Consider the following 13,510-nt stretch of genomic DNA (forward strand, 5'->3'; position numbering starts at 1 on the left):
CTGCTTCCACTGGCTTGCGTTGGCTTCCGGTGGCGTGCGATCGGTGCATCAGAGTCGGTCCCCGCCGCGCCCGCGACGGGGACCGACCTGGTGCGGGAAATCCGCCTTAGCTCTTAGGGGTGAGCTTCAGCGCGATGGTGTTGCCGGGGCCCGCCATGAAGATGCTGGCGATGCCGCCGAGGAAGCCACACTGGTTGTTGAGGCTGGCCAGCGTGTAGGTGCCGGTCACGTTGCCACCGGACAGCGGGTTGAAGAAGGGGTCGGTCGACTTCAGGTTGATGTCGGCCGGGGTGGAGGTCGCGCAGTTCGCACCGCCGGCGATGCCGAGGCCGAACAGCTTGATCGAGGGGAGCTTCACCGCGACCTTGGAGTTCGCGGTCAGGACGCCGTCCTTCAGCGATCCGGTCGCCTTGCCCTGCGGGGCGAAGGCGATGTCGGCGCTGGAGGGCAGGAAGCCCAGCAGCTTGAAGCTGCCCGAGGTCGGGTTCAGCGTCAGGTCGGCGGTGAAGTTACCGCTGGCCAGGTCCAGGTTGGCGTCGATCCCACCGGTCAGCGGGACCGTGCCGTTGGCGGCCTTGATGACCGTCTGGCCGGACAGGCCGTAGCTGTAGTTCACGCCACCGGGGCCGCCGGTCGGGCTGCTCGTCGGGCTGGGGCTGGGGCTCGGGCTCTCGCTGGGGCTCGGGCTCTGGCTCGGGCTCGGGCTCTCGCTGGGGCTCGGGCTCTCGCTGGGGCTCGGGCTCTGGCTCGGGCTCGGGCTCTGGCTGGGGCTCGGGCTCTGGCTGGGGCTCGGGCTGCTGCCGGTGATCTCGAAGGTGGCCAGGGTGGTGTTCTGGCCGGGGACGAGGGTGCACGGGGACTCGAAGGTGCCCAGGCCGGTCAGGTTGCCGTTGGCGTCCTTGGGGGACAGCGTCAGCAGGATGTTGCCCACCGTGACCGTGGCGGTGCCCGGCTGGGTGAAGGTCAGGCTGGGGGCGTTGCCGGTGGCCGGCACCTGGAAGGCGCCGGAGGCGGGGACGGGGGTGGAGGGGATCGGGGCCGGGACCTTGACCGGCAGGGTGATGCCGGGGGCGGCCACCTGCGAGTCGGCCAGGGCGGTGCCCTCGATGGTCTTGGCGCCGACCAGGGTCAGCCCCTGGGTGGCGGTCTCGGGCACGGTCGACGTCGTGTTGATCACGATCGCCGGGCTGGCCTCGCCCACCGCGATCGACGTCGGGAAGTCCGAGTCGATCTTCACGGTCACCTGCTGCGTCCCGATCAGCGGGAACGGGCAGGTGTAGTTCAGCGTCAGCGACACCGGGGCCGCCGAAGCAGTACCGGCACCGAGAATGCCGATACCACCGGCCGCGAGTCCGGTGACGGCAGCCGTCACCAGAGTCGCCTTGATCTTGCCTGTCTTGGTTTTCACCGCTTACCTCTCATGTTGCGGAACCGGTCCTGGCGCATCTCACCGCGCCAGTGCTTCTCGCGCGACCAGAGAACTCAGTTCACCTCCGCCACGAATGACCAGTCGGCTTCTCTGAAACCGAATCGACTAGGTTTCGGATGCGTAAACTACTCACCGGTATCTCGGGAGTCAACGGTTCTCTGGATTTATCAAATTATTGAGCGGGGATGAGCAAGCGGGTCAGACGTTTGTCATTCCTCACCGAATCGGCCCTTCGGGAAAACCGAGGCTACACGTCCGACACAAGTGATCGGTTGTCACCCGGGAAGCTTTTGTTCGAAGTGGTTTGTCAGCGCCTTACAAAGTCCTCGCCGGCCCGCCGCTCACCGGCCCGCAACCCTGCGGAAGCTCCCCGAAACAGCCTTCTGAGCTGCGAGCATGCCGAGAGGCCGGCACCGCCTAGCGGTGCCGGCACGGCCGTCAACCGCTCAACGCCGTGGCGTCGGCGGCACGCACGGAGGAGTCGACGCACCCGGCATGCACACCGCTCCCTGAGTCATTTTTATGTCGTTTCCCTTACCGGAGATAGCAGCCGTGAAAACGGGATCAAGATTCTCCGTCACCCCACAACCGCGGAACGGAGGATAGGTGATCGACCCGCGTAGCACTCCGCCACCGAGAACGTTGGTGTAATCGGGAGGACCGCCACCCACCGTCAGCTCGATCGGCTGGGACATCCGGCAGTTCTCCCCCACGTCCAGCGGGGTTCCGTTGACTATGGCGTCATAGATACGCACATTCATCTTCGTCGTGGCGGTGACCTTCATTTCGCCATTACCGGTGTTGCTGCTCGCCGTCAGCTTTCCTGTTCCCACCTGCGTCATCTCCATCGTCGCGACGGTGGGCATGAAGCCGAAGGTGAGGAACGTCGATCTGGTCCGCAGGGGCGCCACGAACTGGAAGTCGGTGTCCGTGGTGATGAGCGGGGGCTCCGACCTGACCCGGATCGCGACGTTCGTGAGCACCGGGCGCTGCTCGGGATCGTTGACGATCGCCGCACCGCCGAGCTTCGCGGCATTCGCGAAACCGGACATGTACGTGCAGGCGTAGGTCGTCGCGCCCGGTGAGTCGATCTTTCCGCACTCGGGCGGCGGCGGGTTTCCGGGCGGTGGCTCGGTGGTGCCCTGCTCGGTGGTCACGGCGACCGGCGGACTCGCCGGCGAGGCGTTGCCCGCCGCGTCCTTGGCCTTGACCGTGAAGGAGTACTGGGTGCCCGGGGTCAGGTTGGCGACCTGGGTGCTGGTGCCGGTGGCGCTGGCGACCAGGGTGGTGCCCGAGTAGACGTCGTAGCCGGCGACGCCGACGTTGTCGGTCGACGCCCCCCAGGTCAGGGACACGCTGTTGGCGGTCTTGGCGGTCACGCTCGGCGTGCCGGGCGCGCTCGGCGCCTGGGTGTCGCCGCCGGACGAGCCGTCGGTGATCTGGAAGGTGGCCAGCAGGTTGTTCTGGCCGGGCACCTGGGTGCACGGCGCGTCGAACTCGCCCAGGCCGGTCAGCCCGCCGGCCGCGTCCTTGGGCGCCAGCTTCAGCAGGATGTTCCCCACGGTGATCTTGGCCGAGCCCGGCTGGGTGAAGGTCAGCGCGGGGGCCTTGCCCGTCGCCTTCACCTCGAACGTCCCGGACGCGGGGACGTTCGTCTTCTCCAGCGGGGCCGGCACCTTCACCGGGAGCGTGATGCCCGGCGCGGCGATCGTCGAGTCGGCGAGGGCGTCGCCCTCCAGCGTCTTGGCGCCCACCAGGGCCATGCCCTGCGTGGCGGTGTCGGGCACCGTCGTCACCGTGTTGACGATGATCTCCGGTGTCTGCTCGCCGACGCCGATGGTGGGCGGGATGTCCGTCTGGATCCGCACGCTGATCTGCTGCGTCCCGATCAGCGGGAACGGGCACGTGTAGTTCAGCGTCAACGACGCCGGAGCGGCCTGGGCCGCGCCGGATCCCGTGATGCCGACGAGGCTCCCGGCGAGGACGGCCGAGGCCGCGATCGCCCTGATCTTTCCTGAGCTGGCTTTCACGTGGCGCACCTCGATGAGCGGCTTCAGCACGGCCGGCCGGGATCGTCGGCTTGCTCGTGAGGACATGGGGAGACTGCGGTTCGAGCCCGTAAGCTACTCAGCGACTTCCCCGGGGTCAAAGAAATCTTCGGATTTCTAGGCCGATTGAGTCGCACTGGCCGCGGATTTGTCACTTGACTTCAAACAAATCCACTTATCACTCAAGTGACAAGCACCCATCCGCCCGTTATCAATGGCGGAGCACCACACTGGAATGGGATTCGGCAAAGCCGGCTCCAGGCCCGTTCCGGCCGTATACCTGTCACCAGGTGAGCAACGGCTCCGCGGATTTGTTTTCAGCCGAGTCCTTTTCAAGTCGCGGATCATATAACTTTCGGTTGTCCCGGCCGTGATCCCCGCGCCGCCGCCCACCGTGTACGGAGGTGTTCATGACGCGGACCTTCCAGCCCAGGGACGTCGCGGATCCGGCGTGCTCGGTCACCCGGCAGTTCGCACCGCTCATGCGGGCGGAACTGCCCTCCCTCGCGGAGGAGATCATCGCCGAGATCCGCCGCGCCATCCCCGAGTACGCCCGGTCGGTCGAGGGCCCCTACGGCCAGGCGCTGCGGCTGGGCGTGGGCGGCAGCCTCGCCGCCTTCGTCGACCAGATCGCGGGGGTCCCGACCAACCGCGAGGGCACCGACGACATCTTCCGGCGGCTCGGCCGGTTCGAGGCCGAGGAGGGCCGGAGCCTGGACTACCTCCAGGCCGCCTACCGGATCGGCGGCCAGGTCGCCTGGCGGCGCATCATGAAGGTCGCCCCCAGGTACGACGTCTCCTCCGCGGTCATGTCCCGGCTGGCCGACGCCCTGTTCCACTACCTCGACCGGCTGGCCGCGCTCTCCCTGGACGGCTACCTGGAGGCCAAGGCCGGGTCGGTCGCCGCGCTGGACGAGCGGCGCCGGCGGCTGCTCCGCCTCCTGCTGGGCGGCCCCACCGCGCAGCCGCGGGCGGTCGCCGAACTGGCGGAGTCCGCCGGCTGGCCGCCGCCCCGGGAGGTGACCCTCGTGGCGGCCGAGCCCGGCGCCCGGTACTCGGTCACCGCCCTCGCCCCCGACCTGCTGCTCGACTTCAAGTCCCCCGAGCCGCACCTGCTGATGCCCGGCCCGGCGGACACCGTCCGGCGGGACATGCTCCGCACCGCGATCCCCGACCACCGGATCGCCGTGGGGCTGACCGTGCCGATCGACCAGGCCGCGGACTCCCTGCGCTGGGCCCGCCAGGCGCTGGCCCTCACCCGCACCGGCGTCCTGGGCGACGGCCGGCTGGTCGACTGCGAGGACCACCTGGTGAAGCTCTGGCTGCTCTCGGACCCCGCACTGATCGAGCAGCTCGCCCGGCGGCGGCTCGACGTCCTGGACGGCCTGACCCCGGGCCGGCGGGACCGGCTCACCGAGACGCTGCGGGCCTGGATGATCGCCCGGGGCACGGCGACCGAAATGGCCGACCGGCTGCACGTCCACCCGCAGACCGTGCGTTACCGGATGCGCAAGATCCAGGAAGCCCTCGGCGAACAACTCGAGGACCCGGACGCGCGATTCGAGATAGAAATCGCGCTCCGCGCAATGCAGTTGCACGACCGTATGAAGGCCGCTTCGGACGATGCGGGGCCGATGCATGGAACCTGATAAATCCGAGGGCCGGGCCGAACGGGGAACGCGCTCTTCCGAATAGCGTTCGACCGTATGGCTTGTGACAACCGACCGACTCATGATCCGATCGTCGCCGACAAATTCCTGAGGTTTATGAAACCTCGGTCGGGAACGGCGACACGGCGGAGGTGCAAGGCAATGACGTTCCGATCGGCGGGAACCCCGCTCATCGCGATGCTCGGCGCGGTGGTGATCGTCACCACCGGTCCGGTGGCGGCGCTGGCCGCCGACCCGACACCCACGCCCGAGCCGCCCACCCCGAGCCCCACCTCGGGTGGCGGGACCGGCGACCCGGCCCCCTCCTCCCCGGACCCGCAGCCCTCACCGGACCCGCAGCCGTCACCGGACCCGGAGCCGTCCCCCGACCCGTCCCCGGAGCCGACGCCCACCCCGACACCGACCGCCACCCCGACGCCCACGCCGACCCCGACGAAGCCCGCCGAGCGGCCCGTCCTCGGCCTGCGCGTCGCGGCCTCCAACGCGGTGGTGACCCCCGGCGGGGCGGTGACCGTCACGGCCACCGTGCGCGCGGCCCGGGCGGTGGCGCGCGGCGCCCGGCTGCGCGTGACGGCCGGATCCGCCGTGGTGGCCCCGCGCGACCGCACGCTGGGCGACGTCACCGCCACGGACACCTCGGCGTCCGCCACCGTGACCGTCCCGCTGAACGCCCCGGCGGGCCCCATCACCGTGACCGCCAAGGTCGCCGCCACCGGGGCCGCCGCGAAGACCGCCACCACCACGATCACCGTGATGCCGATCCCGGCCGTCCCGGCCCTGCCCGGGGCCCTCCTGCCGCCGGGCGGCGCCCTGCTCCCCCCGGGCCTGCCCGCCGGGCAGCTCCCGGCGCTGCCGCAGGCCGTGCCGCCGCCGATCGCTCCCGTCGTCGCCCCCGGCACCGCGCCGAAGATCGCCCCTGTCACGTTGCTGCACGGGGACGGCGGGGCCGCCCAGACGCTCAAGCTGGAGGACCTGTCCGCCCTGCAGGCCGGCTGGCTGGCGGCCCTGCTGACCGGCAACGGGCTGCTGCTGCTCCGGTTGCGGGCGGCCCGCCGGGCCTCGCGCACCGCCCGGCGCCGCGGGGCTCCCTCGCTGGTGGTCCGGCCGCGCGCGGCCGGCATGGCGACCGCCTTCCGTTCCGTCTCCGGCACCGTGACCGCCGGCCGCCGGCCCGCCGCCATGGGCGGGCGTCCCGCCGCCGCGGGTCGGCGTCCCGCTCCCGCCGTGGAGCGCATCGCCCCAGCGGCCAAGCGCGCTGCCTCTGCGGGCGGGCGTCCCGTTCCTGCGGCCGAACGCACCGTCCCCGCCGCCAAGCGCACCGCCCCCGCGGCCGGGCGCCGGGCCGCGGTCGCGGCTTCAGGCAGGCCCCGGCCGTCCGCCGCCGGCCCCGCGAGCCGGGCCCGCAGGCCGAGTTCCGCCCCCCGGCCCGCCGCGCTGGAGCGGCCCCCGGCCGCGCCCCTGGTCCAGGTGGTGTGGCTGCCGTCGTCCGCCCGCTCCTGACGAGGGCGAACGCCGGCGGCGGTGTGCTCGCACCGCCGCCGGCGCGGGCGCGCGGATGCCGGCCCGCCGGGCGGGCTGCGCCGACAGCGAAATGTGCTGGCGGCGAAACGATGCCGGATCACCGGCCGTACCGGGTTAACGTCGCAGGTGATCGAGTGCACGACCATGCCGTCCAGGCCACCCAGGCCGTCCAGCGGCCGTCCAGCAGAGGCAGGCATCCAGTGAGCACGCGCTACTCGCCCGGTTCCCCCGACTCCTCCGGTTTCGCCCCGCAGGGCCGCTACGTCCTTCCCTCGTTCGTGGAGCGGACGACGTACGGGGTCAAGGAGATGAACCCGTACAACAAGCTCTTCGAGGAGCGCATCATCTTCCTCGGAGTGCAGATCGACGACGCGTCCGCCAACGACGTGATGGCCCAGCTGATCACGCTGGAGTCGATCGACCCCGACCGTGACATCAGCATCTACATCAACTCCCCCGGCGGCTCCGTCACCGCGATGGCCGCGATCTACGACACGATGCAGTTCGTCAAGCCCGACATCCAGACGGTGTGCATCGGCGAGGCGGCCTCGGCCGCGGCCTGGCTGCTGGCGGCCGGCACCCCGGGCAAGCGGGCGGCGCTGCCCAACGCGCGGATCCTGATCCACCAGCCCGCCACGCAGGGCGGCCGGGGCACCGGCAGCGACCTGGAGATCCAGGCCCGCGAGATCCTGCGGATCCGCGAGCGGATGGAGCAGATCCTCGCCGAGCACACCGGCCGCCCCATCGACGAGGTCAGCCGGGACATCGAGCGCGACAAGTTCCTCACGGCCGCCGACGCCAAGGAGTACGGCCTGATCGACGACGTCTTCACCAGCATCAAGCGGCGCTGAGCCGGCCCCGGCCCGGGCTCACTCCTCCGCGCCCTGCCGGAGGAGTGCCCGGGGAGCGGCGCCCGCCTCGCCCGCCGGGCCCGCCGGGCGGCGGCCCCGCGAGACCGCCACGCCCACCAGGCACAGCAGCCCGCCGGCGAAGGCCAGCACGCCGGGCACCTCGTCCAGCGCCACCCACGACATCACCACCACCAGGGCCGGGACGACGTAGGTCGTGGCGCCCATCCGGCCGGCGGAGGTGCGGGCCAGCGCGTAGGCCCAGGTGGTGAAGGCCAGCGCGGTCGGGAAGACCCCCAGGTAGACCATGTTCAGCGTCGCCGGCAGCGGCGCGTCCGGAAGCTGCGCAGCCAGCCGGCCCGCGAACGGCAGGCAGGCCAGCGCCCCGATGGCGCAGCCGAAGGTGGTCGCCTGGAGCGCCGAGGCGTGCCGCAGCGCGGGTTTCTGGGCGACGACGCCCGCCGCGTACGTCACGGCGGCGACCAGGCACAGCAGCACGCCGACCACCGACGCCCGCCCCTCCCCCGACATGGACAGGCCCACCACCGCGGCACCGGCGAAGGACACCGCCAGCCCCGCCAGCAGCCGGGGCGGGAACCCCTCCTTCAGCAGCCACCCGCCCAGCAGGGCGATCAGGATCGGGCCCACGTTGACGACCATCGCCGCCGTGCCCGCGTCGACCTCCTGCTCGCCCCAGTTCAGCGCCACCATGTAGACCCCGAACCAGAGCACCCCGGAGACCGCGATGCCCGGCCACGCGGCCCGGGGCGGGAACCCCTCCCGCCGGATCAGCAGGATCAGTACCAGCGCCGCCGTGCCCGCCAGCAGCCGTCCCAGCGCCAGCGCGTCCGGCGTGTAGTGCCGCCCGGCGCTGCGGATCGACACGAACGCCGACGCCCACAGCACCACCGTCACGCCCACCGCCGCCAGCGCCCGCCGGTCGGGCCGCCCCGCCTTCGTTTCCGTCATGAGCGAACCCTATTTAGTCCATGTCGCCCCGGAAAGCGAGTATCACCAGTTGAGCAGGACGAGCTCGCTGAACAGGCCGGGGCCGAACGACAGCAGCAGCCCCGGCGTTCCGGCGGGCGGCCCGCCGGCGATCGTGTCGGCGAGGATGTGCAGCACCGACGCCGACGAGCAGTTACCGCAGGCCGCCAGATGCTCCCAGCTCCGGTCGAGGGCGCCGGCGGGCAGGCCGACCGCCGCGGCCACCCCCTCCAGCACCTTGGGCCCGCCGGGATGGCACGGCCAGCCGGTGACCTCGTCCACGGTGTGCCCGTGGTCGCGCAGGAAGGCCCGCACGTCCGCGCCGATCCGCGCCCCGAACGCCTCGGCGACGTCCGGGGCCAGCACGATGCGCAGGCCGCTCGCGCCGATCTCCCAGCCCGCCATGTGCCGGCTGCCGGGGTACAGCCGGGACCGGCTGCCGACGATCCGCGGGCCGGTCGCGCCCAGCGCGCCCGCCCGCCGGGAGCCGCACGCCACCACCGCGGCGACCGCGTCCCCGCACAGCGCCGACCCCAGCAGCATCTGCGCCGTGTGCGTGTCGCGCTGCGCCGTCAGCGAGCACAGCTCGGCCGAGACCGCGACGGCCACCTGGTCGGGATGCCCGCGCAGATGGTCGTGCACCCGGGCCAGCGCCGCCCCGCCGCCCCCGCAGCCCAGCCCGAACAGCGGCAGCCGCCGGACGTCCGGGCGCAGGCCCAGCCGCTCGATCACGTCCACGTCGAACGGCGGGACGGCGATGCCGGTCACCGACTGGGTGAGCAGCAGGTCCACCTCCGCGGCGGCGACCCCCGCCGCGCGCAGCGCCCCGTCCACGGCCCGGGTGGCGTAGTCGGCCGCGGCCCGCAGGTGGGCGTCGTTGGTCGCGCCGAAGTCGCGCAACCGGTGGTACTCGGCCTTGGGCAGCGCCGTGTGCCGGGTCCGCACCCGCACGTTCCGCGACAGCCGCAGGAACAGCTCGCGCCGCGGCCCGGTCAGCCGCATCGCCGCGGCCAGCTCCGCGGCCAGTTCCTCCTGCGTGTAGCGGTACGGCGGCAGGACCTTCTCGACGCTCAGGAGAACGGTCATGGCCCTCCCGGGTCCGGCCGGTCGTCGTCCCTGCCCTACCCGCCGGCGGAACGTCCGACCGGAAAAGCGTGACAAGACCCCGGCCCCGCGGCGTCATGAGGGGTGGAGGCAGGCGAACGGAGGAACGGTGACAGGAAGATCGCACGCGGACTACCTGGAGTTCGCGTCGGCCCGCGGCCCGCACCTGTTCCGCACGGCGTTCCTGCTGACCGGGGACCGGCACCTCGCCGAGGACCTGGTCCAGGAGACCCTCGGGAAGCTGTTCCGGTCCTGGCGCCGGGTCCGCGACGTCGACAACCCGGCCGCGTACGCCGACACGGTCCTGGTGCGCACGTTCCTGTCGTACCGGCGGCGGCGCAGCTCGGGTGAGCGCCCCGCGGCCGTGCTGCCGGACGTCCCCGACACCGCCGACCCGATCTCCGGCGCCGCGCTGCGGCTGACACTGCTGGACGGGCTGGCGCGGCTGCCCGTGCAGGACCGGGCGGTGCTGGTACTGCGCTACTGGGAGGACCGCAGCGTCGAGGAGACCGCCCAGGCGATGCGGGTCAGCCCCGGCGCGGTCCGCAACCGGTCGGCGCGGGCGCTGGACCGGCTGCGCGGAGTCCTCGGCGACCACTCCCCCGACCTCATCCGAAGACGGCTCGGCTGACCCGGCCCGGCGACGACCTCACACCTCTCTGCTCTGCACGAAAGCGGTGATCAGCCATGTCCATCGAAGACCAGCTGTCCGGCGCGATGCGCCAGGCGGTGGCGGACCTCCAGCCGCCGCCCGACCTGGCCGAGGCCGGCGCGGCCCGCGGCCGGCGGATGCGCCGCCGGCACCGGCTGCGGACCGCCGGGGCCACGGCCGCCGCCACGGCGCTCGCCGTGGCCGCCGCGACGCTCGGCCCGGCCGTGCTCGACGGCCCGGATTCTCCCGACCGGGTGGTCGCGCCGCCCAGCCCGGCCCCGGTGAGCGCGCAGGAGCTGACCCGGACGCTGACCGGGCTGCTCCCCCGGGGCGGGCAGATCAAGGTGACGGAGGCCAAGGGCACCGAACACGCCGACAAGCCCCGGAACGCGATGGTCTCGGTCCGCTACGACGACGGCGCGGGCCCGTCCCGGATCACCCTCAGCCTGTACCGGCTGCCGCCCTCCAACTCCCGCGGCGATGCCTCCTGCCCCCCGAAGTTCACCCAGCCCTACGACCGCTGCTCGGCCACGCCCCGCGCGGACGGCTCGGTCCTGCTGGTCAACCAGGGTTACACCCGGCCGCAGACCAACACCGGGGAGAAGTTCTGGTACGCCGTGCTGACCCACAAGGACGGCCGCCAGGTCAGGCTGGATCAGTTCAACTCCGCCGAGGAGAAGAGCGCCGCCGGGCCCACCCGGCCCGAGCCGGTGCTGACGCCCGCCCAGATGTCGGCCGTGGTGACCAGCCCCCAGTGGAACCGGGCCCTGGCCGCGATCCCGTTCCCCCCTCCCGCGCGCGAGCAGCCGGGTCCCAAGAAGCCGGAGGGCGCCAGAGGGGCGCCGTTCGTGGCGATGCCGGACGGGAAGATCGTGAGCCTGCTGACCGGCCTGCTGCCGCGGAACGTCCGCGTCGTCGATCACGACAACGGCGGCGAAATGCTGCTCGCCGACCGCCGCGGGACGTCCCTGCTCTCCATCAGCGTCCAGAACGGCATGTACCAGTCCGTCATCGGCATCACCTGCGACCAGCGCCGCCTGCACGGCCCCGGCGAGCGCACCTGCGGCAGGTCGTCGGGCCCGAACGGGGCCGTCGTCCACCTCGAAGAGGGACCCCTGGAAATCGACGACCGGGGCGCGACGGAACGGGTCGTCGACGTCCTCTACCCCGACGGCCGGCGCGTCGCGATCCGGGTATCGAACGGGAAGACCTTGAAGAGCGGGCCCAGGACCCGCCCCGAACCGATCCTCGCCCTCGACCAGCTCCTCACCATCGCCACCGCCCCGGTCTGGCGGTCCTGACCCCGGTCGCCCGGCGCGCGTCCCCTGCTCCGCGCGCCGGGCGACCGGGGCCGTGCCCCGCCCCGGGTCAGCGCGTTTCCTCAGCCAGCCCCTCGATGATCTCGGCGAAGGCGTCCTGGCACTTCTTGCTGATCGTCTCGCTGGACCACTGCTCGCGGACGACGACCGTGGTCCCGCCGTGCAGGGTGAGCTCCGCCCGCAGCGGAACCTCCTTGATGACCCGCGCCGTGGCGATCTCCTCGTAGGGGAGGAACCGGTTCCGCGCGGCGAGCTCCGCCGCCGGCGCCGCCGACGCGAGTTCCCGCAGCCGCCGCTTCCCCTCGTCCGCGTCACCGGGGTCGGCGACGAAGACGAACCCGTTGGTGAGGGCGAAGACGTCGTGGGGGACGTCGTCCACCTTGCAGTTGGCGATCCCCGCGATGATCCGGGCGCCGATCGCGCTCTCGGACCGGTCGACCTGGGTGACCGTGCCCGGGTCGATCCCGAGCGCGGCGAGCCGGCGCAGCGCCTCGTCGAGCCCGCCGGGCGCGACCGCCCGATCGGCGATCTCCCCGAGCTCCAGCGGGGTCCCGTCCCGGTACAGCAGCTCGGCCGGTGCCGACCACGAGTGCCGCCAGCGGGCGACGCCGGACCGGACGGCGGCGAGCTCCAGCAGCGCCGCCAGCGGCTCGGCGAAGCGCGCCCCCAGCTCGCGCCGGGTCGCGTCGGGGAAGAACGGCGCGGCAAGATCGGTAGAGCGGCCGGCCGCGACGGCGGCGAGGATCCCGGGCAGTCCCGGCTCCGTGACGCCGGCGGTCCGGGTGGCCGAACGGAGGATCCGGTCGGCTCCGCGCTGCATGCGCGCGGTGAGGGCCGCGTGGGTGAACTCCGGCCAGGGCAGCACGGTACGGTCACCCACCTCCACCATCGTCTGCTGCATCGCCCGACCGGCCGCCACGGGGTCGGTGAGCAGTACGCCGGCGGGGCGCGGGTCGGCGGCCTCGGGCGCCTCGGGGGCAGCCATGATCGCCGCGATCCGCTCGGCCACCGGCGGGTGGGTGTCCCACTTGGACCGCTCGCCCGGGGGCGCCTTCTCCCGCAGTGCCGCGATCTCCTCCTGCCGGGCCGCCACCAGTTGCGCGAACCCGCCGAAGAGGTCGTCGGGGAGGTAGCCGTACTCCCAGCCGGCGGCGACGTAGGAGTCGAAGAAGAAGCCCCAGGCGGCGTCCAGCACGGGGATGTCGTGCAGGGCGCTCGCGGCGGCCGTCCGGCCGGCGACGCGCACCGCCGTGCGGTCGGCCTCGTGCTCCTGCCGGCGGGTCAGCGCGTTGTCGACCAGCAGGTAGAGGTTGGCGTAGGCCTTGAAGCCCCAGCCGATCGGGTTGGCGCCCCCGATGCCGCCCACGGTGCCGGCGATCGCCAGCCGGCCGCGGTAGGCGACCCCGCCCAGCCGGGTGTGCTGCCCGGAGTAGTGCCCCAGCTCGTGCGCGATCACCGAGCGCAGTTGGTCGACGCGCATCGCCTGGAGCAGCGGCAGCCCGAGGTAGAGGTAGCGGCGCCCGCCGACCAGGCCGAGCAGCCGGGAGTCCTCCGTCACCGCGGCGTTGACGTCGGGGACGAGCCTGATCTCGTCCGGCGCGCGAGTGCCCGCCTCGCGGGCCAGGTCCTCCACCGTGGACCACAGCAGCGGGGCGTCGGCCCGGCCGACCGGCAGCCCCTGCGGGGGCTCCGGCTTCGCCCGCATCGCCCGCCAGGCGGCCACCGCCATGGCGCCGAAGGCGCCGAGCAGCGCCCCGGCGAAGAGCTTGGCGACGAACGGGCTGGTGGCGATGCTGACCCACACGATCAGCCCGATCACCAGCGAGAGTTCGACGAGGCCGACGAGGTAGAAACCCGCGAGCATGCAGGCACAGATCAAGGCGCGGAACGCGCTGGTCATGGGGCTCCTTCCACCGAGAGCGGAGGAACCCT

General features: G+C 72.6%; 10 protein-coding genes. 5 read left to right on the forward strand and 5 right to left on the reverse strand.

Annotated elements, in window-relative coordinates; all coding sequences use genetic code 11:
• Positions 1-106: 106 nt before the first annotated feature.
• Together DPM19_RS35065 and DPM19_RS32595 are read right to left on the reverse strand one after the other, a co-directional pair.
• On the reverse strand, positions 107-1,408 hold the full coding sequence (locus DPM19_RS35065; RefSeq protein WP_146779078.1) for a DUF6801 domain-containing protein: 1,302 nt from the start codon (positions 1,406-1,408) through the stop codon (positions 107-109).
• A gap of 467 nt (positions 1,409-1,875) precedes the next feature.
• Positions 1,876-3,459 carry a fibronectin type III domain-containing protein gene (locus DPM19_RS32595; protein WP_199485408.1) on the reverse strand — a complete coding sequence of 528 codons (1,584 nt, stop codon included), beginning with the start codon at positions 3,457-3,459 and terminating at the stop codon, positions 1,876-1,878.
• Positions 3,460-3,887: 428 nt separating this feature from the next.
• On the opposite strand from DPM19_RS32595, the gene DPM19_RS32600 reads away from it, so the two are divergent.
• From DPM19_RS32600 to DPM19_RS32610, 3 genes are all read left to right on the forward strand, one after another.
• Positions 3,888-5,126 carry a PucR family transcriptional regulator gene (locus DPM19_RS32600; RefSeq protein WP_111871940.1) on the forward strand — a complete coding sequence of 413 codons (1,239 nt, stop codon included), beginning with the start codon at positions 3,888-3,890 and terminating at the stop codon, positions 5,124-5,126.
• A 162-nt stretch (positions 5,127-5,288) separates the two neighbouring features.
• Complete coding sequence (locus DPM19_RS32605) at positions 5,289-6,647, forward strand: hypothetical protein (protein ID WP_111871941.1); 1,359 nt, start codon at positions 5,289-5,291, stop codon at positions 6,645-6,647.
• Between the two features lie 221 nt (positions 6,648-6,868).
• Complete coding sequence (locus DPM19_RS32610) at positions 6,869-7,519, forward strand: ATP-dependent Clp protease proteolytic subunit (protein WP_233511057.1); 651 nt, start codon at positions 6,869-6,871, stop codon at positions 7,517-7,519.
• 18 nt (positions 7,520-7,537) lie between these two features.
• Here DPM19_RS32610 and DPM19_RS36875 read toward each other — a convergent pair whose 3' ends face one another.
• Entirely contained in the window at positions 7,538-8,485 is a 948-nt protein-coding gene (locus tag DPM19_RS36875) for a DMT family transporter (RefSeq protein WP_111871943.1), read from the reverse strand.
• Between the two features lie 42 nt (positions 8,486-8,527).
• Entirely contained in the window at positions 8,528-9,589 is a 1,062-nt protein-coding gene (locus DPM19_RS32620) for a type III polyketide synthase (protein WP_111871944.1), read from the reverse strand.
• A 127-nt stretch (positions 9,590-9,716) separates the two neighbouring features.
• Between DPM19_RS32620 and DPM19_RS32625 the strand changes: the two genes are divergently transcribed.
• Positions 9,717-10,238 (forward strand): SigE family RNA polymerase sigma factor, encoded by a 522-nt coding sequence (locus tag DPM19_RS32625; protein WP_199485409.1) that lies wholly within the window; start codon positions 9,717-9,719, stop codon positions 10,236-10,238.
• A gap of 56 nt (positions 10,239-10,294) precedes the next feature.
• Positions 10,295-11,560 carry a hypothetical protein gene (locus DPM19_RS32630; protein ID WP_111871946.1) on the forward strand — a complete coding sequence of 422 codons (1,266 nt, stop codon included), beginning with the start codon at positions 10,295-10,297 and terminating at the stop codon, positions 11,558-11,560.
• Positions 11,561-11,627: 67 nt separating this feature from the next.
• On the opposite strand, the gene DPM19_RS32635 is transcribed toward DPM19_RS32630, so the two are convergent.
• Positions 11,628-13,478, reverse strand: a complete 1,851-nt coding sequence (locus DPM19_RS32635; protein WP_111871947.1) for a M48 family metallopeptidase — start codon at positions 13,476-13,478, stop codon at positions 11,628-11,630.
• Positions 13,479-13,510: the final 32 nt, after the last annotated feature.

Source organism: Actinomadura craniellae, from assembly GCF_003289645.1.
Classification (GTDB): Bacteria; Actinomycetota; Actinomycetes; order Streptosporangiales; family Streptosporangiaceae; genus Actinomadura_D; species Actinomadura_D craniellae.

Coding starts and splice junctions, on each gene's coding strand:
- DPM19_RS32600 (WP_111871940.1), top strand. CDS start 3,888: ATGACGCGGACCTTCCAGCCCAGGGACGTCGCGGATCCGGCGTGCTCG.
- DPM19_RS36875 (WP_111871943.1), bottom strand. CDS start 8,485: ATGACGGAAACGAAGGCGGGGCGGCCCGACCGGCGGGCGCTGGCGGCG.
- DPM19_RS32635 (WP_111871947.1), bottom strand. CDS start 13,478: ATGACCAGCGCGTTCCGCGCCTTGATCTGTGCCTGCATGCTCGCGGGT.
- DPM19_RS32630 (WP_111871946.1), top strand. CDS start 10,295: ATGTCCATCGAAGACCAGCTGTCCGGCGCGATGCGCCAGGCGGTGGCG.
- DPM19_RS32605 (WP_111871941.1), top strand. CDS start 5,289: ATGACGTTCCGATCGGCGGGAACCCCGCTCATCGCGATGCTCGGCGCG.
- DPM19_RS32620 (WP_111871944.1), bottom strand. CDS start 9,589: ATGACCGTTCTCCTGAGCGTCGAGAAGGTCCTGCCGCCGTACCGCTAC.